The 15,811-nt window shown below is 71.6% G+C and carries 13 protein-coding genes and 1 riboswitch; of the genes, 9 read left to right on the forward strand and 4 right to left on the reverse strand.

Annotated features, from left to right (window positions below; all coding sequences use genetic code 11):
* Positions 1-250: 250 nt before the first annotated feature.
* Positions 251-655 (forward strand): hypothetical protein, encoded by a 405-nt coding sequence (locus H7827_RS13950; protein WP_432745428.1) that lies wholly within the window; start codon positions 251-253, stop codon positions 653-655.
* An 11-nt stretch (positions 656-666) separates the two neighbouring features.
* Here H7827_RS13950 and H7827_RS13955 read toward each other — a convergent pair whose 3' ends face one another.
* Complete coding sequence (locus H7827_RS13955) at positions 667-3,969, reverse strand: type ISP restriction/modification enzyme (RefSeq protein WP_432745429.1); 3,303 nt, start codon at positions 3,967-3,969, stop codon at positions 667-669.
* A 550-nt stretch (positions 3,970-4,519) separates the two neighbouring features.
* On the opposite strand from H7827_RS13955, the gene H7827_RS13960 reads away from it, so the two are divergent.
* The 6 genes from H7827_RS13960 (at position 4,520) to H7827_RS13985 (ending at position 11,367) form a co-directional block, all read left to right on the forward strand.
* Positions 4,520-4,897: a peptidase inhibitor family I36 protein gene (locus H7827_RS13960; protein ID WP_030732988.1), complete on the forward strand. Its 378-nt coding sequence runs from the start codon at positions 4,520-4,522 to the stop codon at positions 4,895-4,897.
* A gap of 194 nt (positions 4,898-5,091) precedes the next feature.
* Positions 5,092-5,201: riboswitch (SAM riboswitch) on the forward strand.
* 36 nt (positions 5,202-5,237) lie between these two features.
* Positions 5,238-6,458, forward strand: coding sequence for a peroxidase-related enzyme (locus H7827_RS13965; RefSeq protein WP_432745432.1), 1,221 nt, complete (start codon positions 5,238-5,240; stop codon positions 6,456-6,458).
* Positions 6,459-6,485: 27 nt separating this feature from the next.
* Positions 6,486-7,568 carry an ABC transporter substrate-binding protein gene (locus H7827_RS13970; protein ID WP_432745434.1) on the forward strand — a complete coding sequence of 361 codons (1,083 nt, stop codon included), beginning with the start codon at positions 6,486-6,488 and terminating at the stop codon, positions 7,566-7,568.
* Positions 7,569-7,574: 6 nt separating this feature from the next.
* Complete coding sequence (locus H7827_RS13975) at positions 7,575-8,693, forward strand: FecCD family ABC transporter permease (RefSeq protein ID WP_432745436.1); 1,119 nt, start codon at positions 7,575-7,577, stop codon at positions 8,691-8,693.
* Positions 8,690-9,463, forward strand: coding sequence for an ABC transporter ATP-binding protein (locus H7827_RS13980; RefSeq protein ID WP_432745438.1), 774 nt, complete (start codon positions 8,690-8,692; stop codon positions 9,461-9,463). The genes H7827_RS13975 and H7827_RS13980 overlap by 4 nt, the downstream gene beginning before the upstream one ends.
* Complete coding sequence (locus H7827_RS13985) at positions 9,460-11,367, forward strand: FAD/NAD(P)-binding protein (protein WP_432745440.1); 1,908 nt, start codon at positions 9,460-9,462, stop codon at positions 11,365-11,367. The genes H7827_RS13980 and H7827_RS13985 overlap by 4 nt, the downstream gene beginning before the upstream one ends.
* 18 nt (positions 11,368-11,385) lie before the next feature.
* On the opposite strand, the gene H7827_RS13990 is transcribed toward H7827_RS13985, so the two are convergent.
* Positions 11,386-11,844, reverse strand: coding sequence for a DUF5997 family protein (locus tag H7827_RS13990; protein ID WP_432745442.1), 459 nt, complete (start codon positions 11,842-11,844; stop codon positions 11,386-11,388).
* Between the two features lie 59 nt (positions 11,845-11,903).
* Here H7827_RS13990 and H7827_RS13995 point away from each other — a divergent pair, with 59 nt between their 5' ends.
* On the forward strand, positions 11,904-12,677 hold the full coding sequence (locus H7827_RS13995) for a LysR family transcriptional regulator substrate-binding protein (RefSeq protein ID WP_432745444.1): 774 nt from the start codon (positions 11,904-11,906) through the stop codon (positions 12,675-12,677).
* Between the two features lie 15 nt (positions 12,678-12,692).
* Here the strand turns inward: H7827_RS13995 and H7827_RS14000 are convergent, their stop codons facing one another.
* Complete coding sequence (locus H7827_RS14000; RefSeq protein ID WP_432745446.1) at positions 12,693-13,439, reverse strand: dienelactone hydrolase family protein; 747 nt, start codon at positions 13,437-13,439, stop codon at positions 12,693-12,695.
* Positions 13,440-13,849: 410 nt separating this feature from the next.
* Between H7827_RS14000 and H7827_RS14005 the strand changes: the two genes are divergently transcribed.
* Positions 13,850-14,755, forward strand: coding sequence for a lytic polysaccharide monooxygenase auxiliary activity family 9 protein (locus H7827_RS14005; RefSeq protein WP_432745448.1), 906 nt, complete (start codon positions 13,850-13,852; stop codon positions 14,753-14,755).
* Positions 14,756-14,970: 215 nt separating this feature from the next.
* Here H7827_RS14005 and H7827_RS14010 read toward each other — a convergent pair whose 3' ends face one another.
* Positions 14,971-15,795, reverse strand: coding sequence for a carboxymuconolactone decarboxylase family protein (locus H7827_RS14010; RefSeq protein ID WP_432745450.1), 825 nt, complete (start codon positions 15,793-15,795; stop codon positions 14,971-14,973).
* Between the last annotated feature and the right edge of the window lie 16 nt (positions 15,796-15,811).

Genomic DNA, 15,811 nt, shown 5'->3' on the forward strand with positions numbered 1-15,811 from the left:
GCCGTCGGCGGCAGTCCGGCGGGTCAGCGACCACGGGCCCGCCAAGAGCTCAGTGCTTCCCGGGCTCAGAGCGCGAGTTCGATTCTCGTAGCCCGCTCTTCACGTGAAGGCCCAGGTCAAGGACACCATCCTCAACCTGGGCCTTCGTCGTGTTCGAATCCGTTAGGCGGCCCCGTGCCAGATCCGATCCTGCGGGCCACCGGCGGAGGGGCGATTCATCGAGGTCGTCTTCGTGTGCTAGGCATCCGGTATGGATCACTCCGGACCCGTGCCGTACATCGAACTGGACGAGGAGCAGCACCGGCTGCTCAGAGAACTGGTGCGGTCCAATCTTCCGTCTCCCGACGGAAGGGAGGCCGCCTCAACGCTGTTGGCGGCCAGAGGACTGGACCCGGACCTGATCCGCCGGACGCTGGCGGCTCTTCCGGTGGGGCTGGTGCGTACGGAGGCCGGCGAGATCAGCGTGACCGCCCTCGGGGCCGCCGTGTTCTACCGGGCAGAGGCGGAGGGACTCGAAATCCTACTCAGCCGCATCGCCCGGTTCGCGGATCTTCATGGCTGTGGGGCAGGACGGCTCGCTGACTGCGTACGCGACATGGCCCAGGGAGCGCTGTCTCCGGAGGATGCCGAGGACCTGATGGGCGGGATGCCTTGACGACGGCCGACTCAGGCCGAGTCGGAGTCCATCGTGAAGAGCGTTCCCGGGGTCTGCGCACGGGCCCGAGTGGCCTCCTTGCCCGGTGGCAGCACCCCTGCGGAAACCAGGTCGCGTTGCGAGATCACAGAGCCGGCAAGCACCTCGGAGAGGAGTTCCTGTTGGTATGGGGCGAGTTCGGTCAGCCTGCGGAGCACGGAGAGCAGTTCGATCAGCTCCACGGTCCACTGCTCCGGCCAACTGTCCACGTGAAGGTCGTCCAGCGCGCTGGATCGTTTGCTGCTCGGTGATGACTTCCGGTAACCGAACCACTTCCGCACGATCGGCATGCCGCCGACATCGTAGGTCCACATCTCCTGGGTGACAGGAGCCAGAGAGCCGTCACCGATGTGGAGCGTCGCCGTGTCCGGGTCATGGCGGATGGTGTCCGGCACCGTCGCCCCGATGTGTACGTTGTAGCGCACCTGCCGGTGGTCCCCTTGGGCGAATTCGACACTGCCGGGGGGACGGTCGGCCGACCCGTCGGCGAAGCGTTCACCGTACGTGGACGCCCAGAGCACCTCCCGTCCCAGGCCGACCGCCCGGTGCCACAACCTGGGATCCCGGGTCAGCGGGACGCGCACGCCGGGGGTGAGCAGGTCCTCGCGGAAGCAGTCGGTGAAGCCCTGATGCCCCGTTACGGCGACGACGTAGGCAGCCAGGTCCGCGACCGGGAGGGTCCCGAGTCCCAGGGCGCGGGCAAGGTGAGTCACCAGCCCATGGGGAACGTTGGCCGAGCCGTCGGGGTGATACAAGGGCATGACGCGGCCACCGCGGCCGTTGAAGTGGTGCGTGTCAGGGATGAGGTGGGTCGCGACCACCGCCGGGCCCGACTCAATGGCTTGTGAGGACTGCTGGTTGAGGAACAGTTGCTCCGACCGGCGCGCGGACCAGAGGTCTGGGCGCGGGAAGTCCACGACGCGCGTATCGCTGATCAGCCACTGTCGGTCGAAGCTGCGCTGTGCGTAGCGAACGATTTCCGGCTGCTCCGCATCCACGCGCGTCGCGACCTCGTTTCCCCGTGTCGCGTGGTCCGTGAAACCGGCCAGCGTACGGTCCCGTGTCTCCTTGAAGAGCGCTGACCGCTGCTCCGGGTCGGTCTCCGCGAAAAGCCGCCGCCATCGTCGACGCAAGGTCTCGGGGCTGGGGTCGCTGACCCAGGCGCGATTGGCCTTCACGCCGGGGCTGCCCCACGGAAAGAGGTCGCCGAGTGCCGGGTATTCACCCCAGCTCGATGCCGTCCGCGGGGTGAACGGCTCCGTGGCACCGGTGTGAACAGGTCGCCATCCCCCATCGTCCAACCGCAGTTCGCGCAGTTGGCTGAACTTCTCCGTCCGGCGTCCGGCCACGGAGCGATAGTGCAGGTTGGCCCGATGCCCGGGCCCGCGCGTGGCGCCCGCCCGGCGCACGACGACGCAGATCGCCAGGGGCTGCGCGACCGCCGGGAAGACACGGGTGCCAACATCCGCCCGCTGGCCCTCCGGGCTCAGGTTGATGATCCACCCCTCGTCGCAGGTGCGACGGAGGTAATCCCGCATCCCGCGTCCGCCGGGGCCCGTGGCCCAGCCGGACGGGGTGATGAAGCACACGACACCGTGCTGGTCATCGGGGTGGGCGTCGAACACCTTCCACGTCGCCCAGCGCCAGAAGTAGACGTACATGTTCTTCAGGATGTGTTCGTATCTGCCGTTTCCCGGCAGGCGGAAGTCGTCCAGGAGTGGGATCTCGCCGCGCGTTTCCCGCTTCTCCACCCACCCGCCGCGGTTTTCCGCCTTGTCGTCGTAGGGCGGGTTTCCGATGACGACGGTCACCGGGACCTTCGCCTTGAGCCGGTTGGCGCGTCGGCGGGAGTCCGAAATCGCGTCGTAGGTGGAGGGAAGATAGTCCGTTTCGGTGTGTGGATTGTCGAGGGTGTCGGTGACGTACAAGTGCGGCCCGCCGACGGGAGCGTTCGCGCCGTGCCGTTTGAGCAGCGCAGTGGTCCGTAGCTCCGCCACGGCGTACGGACCCATCTGCAATTCCAGCCCGTGCAGCCGTCCGGCGAGCCTTGCGACGGCGTCGGCACGCATGGCCGGGCCGCGGTGTTCCTCGGCCCGCGCGGCGACGCGCTCGATGGCGGCATGCAAGAACGTTCCCGTGCCCATCGCCGGGTCCACGATCCGGACCTTGTCCGAGGCCAGGCCCTCGGTGTAATCGAGCCTGCTGACCAGGACGTCCTCGGTGAGACGCACCATCTCCGTCACGACTTCGCGGGGCGTGTAATAGGAACCGCTCTTCTGTCGGAGGCCCGGGTCGTAGACATCGAGGAAGTGCTCATACAGGTGGAGATAGGCGTCCTTGTTGCCGTACTCGATCGCCGGCCAGTCGACCTGCGCCACGGTGCGCTTGAGTAACTCCAGGCTGAGGACGAAGCGTTCACCGACGTGTCCGGTGAGCAGGTCGAGCGCCCGGCCCATCAGCGCGTGTCCGGCGTCCAGCCGGCGGCTGACTTCGTGGAGCGTGCTGTCCTCCTGAAGCAGTCCCTCGGCGCGAGCCAGAAGCAGAGCGAAGGTGACCGTCTGGGCGTACCCGTCGGCGAATGTCACATCATCGGCCGTCGGGAAAAGCAACTGGCGCCAGTCATTGCGGAGACCGGTGAAGGGCCGTGCTCGGGAGTCATCCGGTGAGGCGGACGACCTCGCCTCGGCGGCGAGCTGTTCGAGCACCGAGCCGCGCAGCAGGCGGCACAGTGGCGCCACCTGCTGGACCAGCCGCGCAACGTTGGCGATCTTGAGGGGTCGCCACAGCAGGAACTGCTTGAGGAGTGCGTCGAAGACATCGGCGTCCGTCGGGGCCAGCTTGTCGCCCAGCGCCCTCAGACTCCCGTTGAACCTCGCCTCGGTCACCAGATGACCGTGCCGATAGAGGCGCCAGTCGGTGCCGTTGGTGTAGAGCAGATTGGGGAGGTCGCGCAGCCGCTCCCACTGTCTCTTGTTCTGTGCGCGGAAGGTCGACGGGTCGATCGAGAGGCCGGGACGTTTCAGTTCGATGTAGCCGGTGAGTGCACCTGCCGCACGGATGACGTAGTCGAGTCGTACGCCCAACTCCGGGACGGGGTGCTCGTCGTGCCAGGTGACCTCGTTCTGTTGATGGTGGGCCCCCACGGCCTGCAGCAGGCCCTCCAAAGGACCCCGGATCGAGGCCTCGCGGTCGAAACCGTCGGACAGTTTCCGTTGCGATTCCCGGCCGAAATCAGCGACTGCGGCGAGCAACCAGGCATGCGTCGAACCGGACATCTTCCCCCCAGACATCACCGGTGACTCTGCAGATCAGGCTAGCTACTGCGCGCATTGGTGTGAAGAGAGCGTGAGCGGCTGCCGTGTTCAGTCGGTTGCCGCTCGTCGTCATCCGCTCCGGACAGTACGGCGAGGGCGGCTCGCATCTCGGCTTCCGCGCGGTCCCGGCGAAGCTCTCTGCGGATGCCGACGACGGCGTTCTTCGGTGTGTTCGGCATCCGCGCGCACCGTCCGGCAGTGGGCAGCGTAGAGGGGGTCCGGCGCAAGGGGCAGCGCTCGGGAGGGCGTGGTGGTGACCGGGGCGGGGGTGAGGTGTGGGGCGTTCGGTCGGGGTGTCTCGCGGGCGTCATCCCGGCGCCGGGCCGGTCACTCGTTCAGGGGGATCCGGTCCCGGCGCCGGCCTTGCAACTCGACTGATTCCAGCGTGAGTTGAGGAGCGGTTCGATGGTCGTGCGGTCGTAGGTGCTCTGGTCCGGGCAACCGTGGCGCTCCTAGCATTCTTCCGCACACATCGTGCGATGACAGGCACACAAGGCATAGGGGATGTCAGGTGGAAAACCGGAAGATTGCCTCACGTCTGGCGAGCATCGGGGCGGCGCTGACCTTCGCGGTGGCGACCGCGGGGCTGGCGGCGGTGCCGGCGGCGGCTGATTCCAGTCAGTGCTCTGCCGGGAACTTCTGCGTGTGGGAGCACTCCAGCTACACCGGCAAGTTCCTGCAGTCCAAGAGCTCCGTGTCCAACGTCGGCAACGACTTCAACGACAAGATGACCTCCTACTGGAACCGCACCGACAAGACGGTCGCCGTCTACCAGCACGACAAGTACACCGGCTGCATGTTCTCCGTCGGCCCGGGCAAGTCCGAGGCGGCGGTGGCCTCCCACTTCAACGACAAGATGACCTCCTTCAAGGTCGGCTCCTCCTGTTGATCTCCCCCTGAGCACGCGGGCCCCGGGTCGCCGATCCGGGGCCCGTCCCCACGTGCGCACCCGTGTGCGTGTCTCACATGACGGACAGGGTGCCCTTGCGAGAACTGGGCTGCCCCTCCGCGTGAGACGCCTTGGTCTCATATGGCGGACAGTGGGTGTTTCGCGCGGAGTCGGTGGTGCTAGGTTGCTGATCAGGTCAAGAGCGCCAGCGCCAAGTCCCGGCTCGCTGGCCGGCAACCCTCCTGCACGGCGGGGTGCCCCCGGGACCGACGACCGGGCTGCGGTGATGCGGCAAGCGTGCTCCTCGTGAGACCTCGTTCTCGTCCTCGACGATTTCGACATGTTTGCCCGTGCCTCGGCCGACCACGCGACCGAGCACCACGAGGCGGAACTCATGAGCACCACCCCCGACGACATCGCCCGACTGGCCGGGCTCGACGAGCGGATCGCGGCAGCCAGGGCTACCAAACCGCTGGTCGCGCAGCGCGCCCAGGAAGCCTCGGACGCGCTGTTCGGCGGCGAGGCGGCGGTGAGCGTACCGGTACGCCGGGGGCTGGCCGCCCTGGCCGCGCGCCGGCACGGCGTCGACGCGCTCGTCCGGGACCACGTACGGCTCGGGGCGGACACCGCGTTGCTCGGCGACGAACTGCCCGAGGACCCCGCGCTGCGCGCCGCCGCCGCCCACGTCGACCTCATCTCCGTCTCCCCCGCCCTGGCCACCCGCGCGGACCTCGACCTGCTGACCGAAGCCGGCTGGACGCCCGACGACATCGTCGTCATCTCGCAGGTCGCCGCGTTCACCGCCTTCCAGGCGCGCGCCATCCAGGGACTGCGGCTGCTCCAGGGGCAGGACCCCGAGCCGGCCGACACGCCGCGCCGCCCCACGCCCGGGCGGGGCCGCACCAAGAGCACCGCGCGGGTGGCGTCCAACGGACGCGAGCGCCCCATCGTGTACACCCGCGAGCTGCTGTCCTGGACTGCCTGGGTGCCCCCCGTGCCCACCGACGAACTCACGCCCGAGCAGGAGGACTCCTTCCGGGGCAAGACCAACGGCGAGTACTTCCGGCTGCTGGCCCGGCTGCCCCGGGTGCTGGCCGCCCGCACCTCCCTGGACGCCGCGATCTTCGCCACCCGCGAAGGGCTGCCCCGCGCCGAACGCGAACTGGCCGCCGCCGCGACCAGCAAGGTGACCGACTGCGTCTACTGCGCCTCCGTGCACGCCCGCAAGTCCGCCCAGATGTCGAAGCGGCCCGAGGACGTGGACCGGCTGCTCGGCGTCTCCCTCCAGCGGGACGCCGACTGGCTTCCGGCCGCCACCGCTCCGCTCGCCGCCGGGCAGGACGCGCGGTGGGCCGCCGTCATCGAGTTCGCCGCCGCGCTGGCCACCACGCCGGTCAGCGCCACCACCGCCCACGTGGACCGGCTGCGCGCCGAAGGACTGGCGGACACCGAGCTGACCGACCTGGTCGCCGCCACCGCGTTCTTCGGCTGGGCGAACCGGCTGATGCTCAGCCTCGGCGACCCGTACTGGCCGGACGCCGCGCCCACCCCCACCCGCTGACCCACCCGCAGAACGGAACCCCTCATCATGAGCCAACGGCTTTCCCGCACCGCCGCCCTCGCCGCCGTCACCGGTGTCGTGCTGTCCCTGGGCGCGTGCGGCACCGTGGTCAAGGAGACGGACGACAGCAGCGGTGACGGCGGCGGTGACCGGACGCTCACGGTCGTCGACGACGCCGGACGCACCGTCGAACTCGACGGTCCCGCCGAGCGCGCCGTCGTCCTCAACAGCTACGGCAACGAGTTCGCCCAGGCCATCGGCGCCGGCGACCGGGTCGTCGGCTACGACCGGGTCTCCGCCGCCCGGCTGCCCTACCTGGGCATATCCGACGACGAGGTGGTCAGCGAGGACCTCCAGGAGATCAACTACGAGTCGGTCGCCGAACTCGACCCCGATGTCCTCATCATCCCGCGCAACGGCGCCTGGCAGGAGGCCGCCCGGCAGCTGGAGCCCTTCGGCATCCCCGTCGTGGTCGCCACCGCCTGGGACTTCGACGTCTTCCACGAGACCGTGGAACTGCTGGGCGAGGTCTTCGGCGAGACCGAAGGAGCCCAGCGGGTCTCCGGGTTCTACGACGAGATCTTCGACGTGATCAGCGAGCGGGTGGCCGGCACCGACCCGGTCCGCGTGTACTGGGAGACCGAGCAGCCCTACCTCACCGGCCTCCCGGGCTCCGGCTTCGACCAGATCATCGTCGCCGCCGGCGGCGAGAACATCTACGGCGACCTGGACACCGGCGGCGACCAGCAGGCCGAGACCACCGTGGACCCCGCCTCGATCCTGGAGCGCGACCCGCAGGTCGTGGTCCACGAGTTCGGGCCCTCCGCCGAACCCACCGGCCAGGAGCGCTTCGACACCCTGGCCGCCGAACTCACCGGCCGGGCCGGCTGGCAGGACCTCACGGCCGTCGCCGAGGACCGGGTCTTCGTCACCAACGGCTGGGCCACCAGCGGCCTGTCCAAGGCCATCGGCGCGCTGTACCTGGCGAGCTGGCTGCACCCGCAGGAGTTCGCCGACGTCGACCCGGGCACGTACCTGGAGCGCTGGGCCACCGAGTTCCAGGGCGCGGACTACCCCGGCGACGACGCGTACATCCAGAAGGCGGGCTGAGCGGCGATGAGCATCACCACGAGGGACGCGGCGACCGCGGCGGGCCCCGGCACCGCCCCCGGCCCGCGCCCCGCCCCCGAAAAGCGCCGCACCCGGGGCGCCCGGCTGGGCCGCCCCGCCGTCCTGTGGGCCGGTACGGCGCTGACCGTCCTCGTCCTCACCTGGTCCGTCACCGCCGGAACGGCCGGCGCCGGGCTCCTGGACGTGTGGCGCGCGATCCGGCTCGCCGTGCTCGGCGGCGTGCTGGAGCGGGACTTCGCCCAGACCTACTCGATCATCGTCAACCTGCGGCTGCCCCGGGTGCTGCTCGCCTTCGTGGCCGGCGCCGCGCTCTCCCTGGCGGGCGTGGTGATGCAGGGCCTGCTGCGCAACCCGCTGGTCTCCCCGTTCACGCTCGGTGTCTCGCCGGCCGCCGCCTTCGGTGCCGCGCTGGCCATCCTGCTCACCGGCGGCTCGGCCGGCTCGGGGTCGTGGCTGGTCATCGGCAGCGCGCTGGTCACCGCGCTGGCCGTGTCCGCCGTGGTGCTGGGGCTGGCCTCGGCCAAGGCGATGTCCACCGCCACCCTGCTGCTGCTCGGCATCGCGCTCACCCAGCTGTTCGAGGCGATGACCGCCGCCCTCCAGTTCGTGGCGGACGAGAACACCCTCCAGGCCATCGTGCGCTGGACCTTCGGCTCGGTGAACAACGCCGGCTGGGGCGATGTCGTCGTCGTGGGGGCGTGCACCCTGGCCGCGCTGCCGCTGCTGCTGTGGTTCAGCCGCGACCTCAACGCCATCGCCTTCGCCGGTGACGACGCCGCCAAGAGCCTGGGGGTGAACGTCACCGCCGTACGGGTCGGCCTCATCGTCGTCTCCGTCGTCCTGGCCGCCGTCGTGGTCTCCTTCTGCGGCGTGATCGGCTTCGTCGGCCTGGTCGGACCGCACATCGCCCGCCTGGCCATCGGCGCCGACCACCGCTACCTGCTGCCGTTCTCGTTCCTGACCGGCGGTCTGCTGCTGGTGATCGCGGACACGGTGGGGCGTACGGTGCTGGCCCCGTCGGTCATCCCCGTCGGCATCGTCGTCGCGTTCATCGGCGCCCCGATCTTCATCAACCTCATCCTCACCCGGAGGGCCGCCCAGTGAGTCTCGACATCGGCGCGGTCCGGTTCGCCTACCGGCGCAACCCGGTCCTGCAGGGCGTCGACCTGCGGGTGGCGGAGGGCGCGTTCTGCGCCCTGCTCGGCCCGAACGGCTCCGGCAAATCCACCCTCACCAAGATCATCGCCCGGGTGCTGACCCCGGCCGGCGGCAGCGTCTCCTTCGGCGGCCGGGACCTGCTGACCGCCCCGCGCCGCGAGCACGCCCGGGTCGTCGCGTACGTACCGCAGTCGGGGGCGACCCCGTTCGAGCAGACCGTACGGGAGGCCGTGCTGCTGGGCCGCACCCCGCACATCGGGCTGCGCCCCACCCGCGCGGACCGGGAGATCGTGGACGCCGCGATCGAACGGCTCGGCCTGGCGGAGCTGGGCGACCGCCCGATGTCCCAGCTCTCCGGCGGGCAGGCGCAGCGGGTGCTCATCGCGCGCGCCCTGGCCCAGCAGCCCCGGGTACTGCTGCTGGACGAGCCCACCTCCGCGCTCGACCTGCGGTACCAGATCGAGACGCTGCAGATCGTCCGCTCGGTGACCCGGGAGGAGGGGGTCACGGCGCTGATCGCCATTCACGACCTCAACCACGCGGCGCACTTCTGCGACCAGGCGGTGCTGCTGGACGGCGGCCGGATCGTCGCCGACGGGCCGCCCGCGCGGGCGTTCGACGCCGACGTGCTGAGCCGGGTGTACGGACTCGACGTACGGGTGACGCACGGCGAGAACGGCGTCCAGGTACGGCCCTCCGCGCTGGAGGCCGCGTGAGGGCCTACGACGTGGTCGTGGTCGGCGGCGGGCCGCGCGCGGTCTCCGTCGTGGAACGGCTGGCCGCCCGGCACCCGGACGGCGCGCCGCCGGTACGGGTGGCGGTGCTGGACCGCGTGGAGGTAGGCGCGGGTGCCACTTGGCGCACGGACCAGTCGCCGCTGCTGCTGAACAACACCTACAGCGCGCACACCACCATCTACCCGGACGCGTCCACGCCGATGACGGGCCCGGTGACGCCGGGCCCCGATCTGCTCACCTGGGCGCGGGAGAGCACCGCGCTGCCGGACCGGCCCGCGTGGGTCGCGGCCGAGGCGGCGGCCCTGCGGCCGTGGTCCTATCCGAGCCGGCGCATCCAGGGCGTGTACTACCGCGAGCAGCTGGCGCGGGCGGAGGCGACCGGACGGGTGCGGGTGACCCGGGTGCTCGGCACCGCCACCGGGCTGGAGCGGACCGGGGACGCGGACGGTGCCCGTACGGTACTGCTGGCCGACGGGGGGACGCTGACCGGCCGGTTCGTGATCCTCGCCCAGGGCATGGTGCAGGCCAGACGCTCGGCGCGGGAGCGCGCACTGGTGGCCGCGGCGGAGCGCGACGGCCTGGTGTACATCGAGCCCGGCATGCCCGCCGAACGTGACTGGGACCGGGTCTCGGCCGGCGAAAGCGTGCTGGTGACCGGGCTCGGCGCCAACTTCTTCGATGTGGTCGCGCTGCTGACCGAAGGACGCGGCGGCCACTTCGAACCCGCCGGGGACCCGGCGCGCCCCGCCCGGCTGCGCTATGTGCCCGGCGGGCGTGAGCCGCACCTGGTGGCGGGTTCGCGGCGCGGGCTGCCCTACCGGTCGAAGGCGGCGTACCCGCGGGGCTTCCCGCCCCGGTACGAGCCCCGGCTGGCCACCCGGGAGTGGTTCGAGCGGATCGCCGCCGTACCGGGGCAGGACTTCCGCCGCGACGTGTGGCCGCAGCTGGCGCGGGAGTTCGCCTGGGCGCATCTGTCCACGCTGCTCGCGCACCGGCCCCGGGCGCTGGTGACCGGGGCGGCGGAGGCGGAGCTGCTCGCCGCGCTGCGGGCGGCGCCGGACGACGCCGCGGTGGACGCGGTGGTGGCGGGGGCGGTCGCCGACGAGCGCTGGGCGCTGTCGGTGACGCGTCTTGACCGGCCGCGCGGCGCGGGACCGGTGGATCCGGGGACGTGGCGGCGGTGGGTGCGCGAGCACGTCGAGGACGAACTCGACGCGATGCACGCCCCGCTCACCCACCCGCGCAACACCGTCAACCGGGCCATGGCGGCGGTACGCGGCCCGGTGCGGCGCCTGGTGACCCGCGGCGCCCTGGACGGCCGCAGCGTGGCGCGGGACATCGACGGCTGGTTCACCGCGCTCGGCCTCGCCCTGGCGTCGGGGCCGCCGCCGCACCGTACGGCGCAGGTGCTGGCCCTGATCGACGCGGGCGTCCTCGACCTGCTGGGCGAGAACACCACGGTGACCCACGAGGACGGCGCCTTCACCGGCCGGTCGGCGGTGCGGCGCGACGCGCCGGTGCGGGCCCGGGCGTTCGTGGAGACCCGCATGTCGAAGGGGATCGTGACGGACACCGACGACCCGCTGCTGGCGGGGCTGCTGCGCGCGGGCCGGGCGCGGCTGCATCACTGGCCCAGCGACCACGGCCCACCACCCACCAGCGGCACCCTGGACGTGACCCCGGACGGCTTCCACCTGCTGGACGCGGCCGGGGTCGCGGACGAGCGTGTCGTGGTGCTGGGGATACCGGCGGAGGCGGTGCAGCCGGGTTCGGCGATCGGCGCCACCCCGGGAACGCCGTCCCCCCTGCTGGCCGGAGCGGACCGGGCCGCGGCCCAGGTCCTCGCGGTGCTGCGGGAGGCCGGGGCCGAGCCGGTCGGCTGACGGCGGTGGGCCGTCCGGTCAGGAACGGCGGCGCGGCGCGTTGGTGCGGGAGGGGCGGGTGGGCTTGTCGCGCTTGTCCTGCTGTTCCCGCTCCTGCTTCTCCTGCTGCTCCTGCTTCTCCTTGACGCGGACGGCTTCCTTGCGGACGTCGGCCTGGGTGGCGCGTTCCTGCTGGAGCCAGTCGGGGAGGTCGGTCTTCAGCGCCTCGATCTGCGCCGTGGTCAGGGGGTCGGTCACCCCGCCACGGGCCAGGCCCGCGATGGAGATGCCCAGCTTGGCGGCCACCACGGGCCGCGGGTGGGGCCCCTCGGCGCGCAGGGTCTGGAGCCACTGGGGCGGATCGGCCTGCAGCGCGTTCAGTTCGCTGCGGGTGACGACGCCCTCCTGGAACTCGGCGGGGGTGGCGGGGAGGTACACACCCAGCTTCTTCGCCGCCGTGGCGGGCTTCATCGTCTGGTCGGTCCGGTTCGAGCTCATGGGCCCAAGCGTAGCGAGCGCGCGCGATACCTCCGACCATGACCGGATAGCCTGATGTTGTGACGGACTCGGACACGGACGCTGCCCCTACGTTCCGGCTCGCTTACGTACCGGGTGTGACGCCCGGCAAGTGGGTGCGGATCTGGAACGAGCGGCTGCCCGGCGTCCCGCTCGTGCTCGACGCGACGGCGGCGGCCACGGCCCCCGGTGCCCTGCGGGAGGGCCGGGCCGACGCGGCGCTGCTGCGGATGTCGCAGGACCGCGAGGGGCTGGATGTGATCCCCCTCTACACCGAGACCACCGTGGTCGTCGTCCCGAAGGACCACGTGGTGGTGGCGGCCGACGAGGTGACGGTCGCGGACCTCGCCGATGACGTGGTGTTCCACCCGCTGGACGACACCCTGGAGTGGGAGCGGCTGCCGGGGCGGCCCGCGATGGAGCGGCCCGCCACCACGGAGGACGCGATCGAGCTGGTCGCGGCCGGGGTGGGCGTGCTGGTCGTACCGCAGTCGCTGGCCCGGCTGTACCACCGCAAGGACCTCACCTACCGGCCGGTCACGGACGCGCCCGCCTCGCGGGTGGGGCTCGCCTGGCGGGCGGACGGGGAGCCGGGTGAGCTGGTCGAGGAGTTCATCGGGATCGTCCGGGGGCGGACCGTGAACAGTTCGCGCGGGCGGCAGCAGGCCGAGCCGGCGCCGAAGGTGAAGGCCAAGGCGAAGGCGAAGGCGCGGGCCGAACGGCGGGCGTCCGCCTCCCCGTCCCCGTCCCCGTCCCCGTCCTCCTCCGGCGGCAAGGGCGGGGCGCGGCGCGGGCGGCCCCGCCGGCGTTCGTAGCGCCGCTCCCCCGGTTCAGGGGGTGAGGGTGCGGCCCAGGAGATCGAGCAGGGCCCGCCAGTGGCGTGCGTCGGCCTCGGCGCTGTACGCGGCGGTGTCGGCCTGGGTGAAGCCGTGCCGGGCGCCGGCGTAGACCTCGGACCGGTGCCCTACCCCCGCCGAGGTGAGGGCCTCCTCCAGGCGGTCGATCTGCTCGGGCGGGTTGCTCGTGTCCTGGTCGGCGTGGCCGAAGTACAGCTCGGCCCGCACACTGCCGGCGAGCAGATGCGGGCTGTCCTGCGCGTCGGTGGCCAGCCGCGCGCCGTGGAAGCCAGCGGCGGCGGCGACCCGGTCCGGGTACGTAGCGGCGGTGCGCAGCGCGAGCGCGGCGCCCATGCAGTAGCCGGTGATCCCGACGGGGCCCGTGGTGGTGAGCGGTGAGGCGGCCAGCCAGTCGAGGTAGGCGGCGGCGTCGCGCCGGGCGGCCTCGGGGGTGAGGGCGCGCAGGGCCGGGCCCAGGCGGTCGAAGAGCGCGGGCCGCTCGGCGGGGCCGATGAACGCGGGCAGGTCGAGGACGGGAGCGCGGCCCTGGCGGTACAGGACGTTGGGCAGCAGCACCGTGTAGCCGGCCGCGGCGAGGCGGTCGGCCATGGCTTTGAGGGGCGGGCGGACGCCGAAGGCGTCCATGTACATGAGGACGGCCGGGTGCGGGCGGTCGTCGGCGGGGTGGGCGAGGTACGCGTCGGCGATGCCGTCCGGGGTGGGGATGTCGACGGTCGTCATGGGTGGCTGCCTGTCTCCTGGTCGGGGGTTCCGGTTCCTGGGGTTCGTCCACGCGTGATCACCGTAACCGTGCGGCGCGCCCCGCCGACCGGCCCGGGGCCGCTCGTCACCGGCTCTGTTGGTCCGCGTGACCGGGCTCTCGCTGGTCACCGTGATCGTCGGCCGCGTCCGGCGGGGCCCGGCCGCCGCCGTCCCGCCCGGCGTCGGCGTCCTGCGCGAGGAACTGTCGGCCCCAGCGCGTGCGGAGGGGGTTCTGGAAAGGGCCACAGGGCGCTATTTTGTTGTGCGGGAGCGCTCCCATGCACGGACTGAAGTACCGGCGACGGGCCGTCGGTACCGCCGGCCCGTACGACCTACAGGGCCGGCGCTGCCGCATGCCTGTCACGGTCCATCCCCTGACAAGGAGAACCGTGAGCACTCATCCCCCCACCACGCGCAAGGCCCGGCTGCTGGCCGTACTCGGCGCCGCGGTCCTCGGCCTCGTGGCCGCGCTGATCCCCTCCCCCGCCTCCGCCCACGGCTCGACCACCCTGCCGGGCGCGCGGACCTACCTGTGCTACCTGGACCTGCAGCGCAACTCGAGCACCCAGATGCCGACCAACCCCGCCTGCGCGGCGGCGGTGCAGGCGACCGGCACCGGCCCGCTCTACAACTGGTTCGCCGTCCTGGACTCCAACGGGGCCGGCCGTACCAGCGGTTACATCCCGGACGGACAGCTGTGCAGCGGCGGCAACCGGGGCCCGTTCAACTTCTCCTCCTACGACGCGGTCCGCAGCGACTGGCCCGTCACGCACCTCACCTCGGGCCAGAACATCGAGCTGCGGCACAGCAACTGGGCGCACCACCCCGGTCAGTTCAACGTGTACATCACCAAGCAGGGCTGGAACGGCGGCGCCCTGGGCTGGGGTGACCTGGAGCAGATCAACTCGGTGACCAACCCGCCGCAGCGCGGCAGCGTCGGCTCCGACGACGGCCACTACTACTGGAACGTCCAGCTGCCGCAGCGGACCGGCACGCACATGCTGTACGTGCACTGGATCCGTTCCGACAGCCAGGAGAACTTCTACTCCTGCTCCGACATCGTCTTCGACGGCGGCAACGGCCAGGTCACCATGGGTGACGGCGAGACGCTGAGCGCGGAGGAGGTCAACGAGCTGGCCGCCACCGCCGAGGCGGCGGCCGCGGTGTCCCACAGCGGGCACGCCGAGCACACCGACCACAGCGCGCACGAGGGCCACACCGCGTCCGCGGCGGCGACCGGCACGGTCACACCGGCCGGTGCGGGGCTGCGCACGCTGGTGTCCGCGCTGTTCTGACGCGGCACCACGCCGGCGCCGGCACCCAGGCGGCACCGGCGGCGGACCCGGGCCCGGCCTCGCGCCGGGTCCGGGTCCAGGTCCGGCGCGGGGACTCGGGCAGGCGGGCGAAGAGCGTGTCCGGGACGACGGCCCTGTCCGTGATCACGACCGCGGCACCCGCGCCCCGGCGGCCCTCCCGGAGCATCGTCGCGGGAGGGCCGCCGGGGCGGTGGTCAGGAGGCGGCGCGTTCGGTGAAGACCTCGCGGGCCGCCGTGATGCCGTTGATGGCGGCGGGGAATCCGGCGTAGACGGCCATCTGGAGAATGGTTTCCACGACTTCCTCCTTGCTGCCGCCCACATTCAGCAGTCCGTGCACATGGACTTTCAGCTGAGGGCGGGCCGTTCCCAGGGCGGTGCAGGCGGCGATGGTCACGATTTCCCGCGCGTGCAGATCGAGTCCTGGGCGCACGTAGATGTCGCCGAAGGAGAATTCGATGATGTAGCGGGCGAGATCGGGGGCGATGTCCGCGAGGCTCTTGATGACCGCTTCGCCCGCCTCTCCGTCGATATCGCTCAGGGCCCGCCAGCCGCGGTCGTAGCGGGATTCCCCGGATTCCTCCCCGGCGGTTTCCTCCGCGTTCCGCGCGGTGTTCTCCTCCTCGTTCCCCCGCTCCTGTCCTGCGGCCCCGAAGACGTCCTTGGCCACCGTGAGCGCGTTGATGGTCGCCGGGAAGCCCGCGTAGATCACCACGTGCATGATGGCTTCGGTGATCTCGCGGCGGGTGCAGCCCACGTTCAGCGCGCCGTTGATGTGGAAGCGCAGCTGCGGCAGCGCGTGGCCCAGCGCCGTCAGGGCGCCGATGGTGGCCAGTTGGCGCTGCCGCAGAGTGAGTGCCTGCCGCGCGTAGATGTCGCCGTACGGGAATTCGACCGTGAATCTGCCCAGGTCCGGGGCCACGTCGGAGAAGCTGTCGAGCACCGACGGATGTTCCTCGCCCGCCAGTTCCCGCAGGATGGTCAGGCCCTCGCCGAAGCGGTCGCGGTCGTTCGCTGCCATGGTCGGTCGCTCCTTG

The sequence above is a fragment of the Streptomyces sp. JH002 genome, assembly GCF_050916115.1.
GTDB classification, from domain to species: Bacteria; Actinomycetota; Actinomycetes; order Streptomycetales; family Streptomycetaceae; genus Streptomyces; species Streptomyces xiamenensis.

Excerpts from the sequence above, each read along its gene's own strand:
- H7827_RS13950 (WP_432745428.1), top strand. The coding sequence starts at position 251 with ATGGATCACTCCGGACCCGTGCCGTACATCGAACTGGACGAGGAGCAG.
- H7827_RS13955 (WP_432745429.1), bottom strand. The coding sequence starts at position 3,969 with ATGTCCGGTTCGACGCATGCCTGGTTGCTCGCCGCAGTCGCTGATTTC.
- H7827_RS13965 (WP_432745432.1), top strand. The coding sequence starts at position 5,238 with ATGTTTGCCCGTGCCTCGGCCGACCACGCGACCGAGCACCACGAGGCG.
- H7827_RS13970 (WP_432745434.1), top strand. The coding sequence starts at position 6,486 with ATGAGCCAACGGCTTTCCCGCACCGCCGCCCTCGCCGCCGTCACCGGT.
- H7827_RS13975 (WP_432745436.1), top strand. The coding sequence starts at position 7,575 with ATGAGCATCACCACGAGGGACGCGGCGACCGCGGCGGGCCCCGGCACC.
- H7827_RS13990 (WP_432745442.1), bottom strand. The coding sequence starts at position 11,844 with ATGAGCTCGAACCGGACCGACCAGACGATGAAGCCCGCCACGGCGGCG.
- H7827_RS14000 (WP_432745446.1), bottom strand. The coding sequence starts at position 13,439 with ATGACGACCGTCGACATCCCCACCCCGGACGGCATCGCCGACGCGTAC.
- H7827_RS14010 (WP_432745450.1), bottom strand. The coding sequence starts at position 15,795 with ATGGCAGCGAACGACCGCGACCGCTTCGGCGAGGGCCTGACCATCCTG.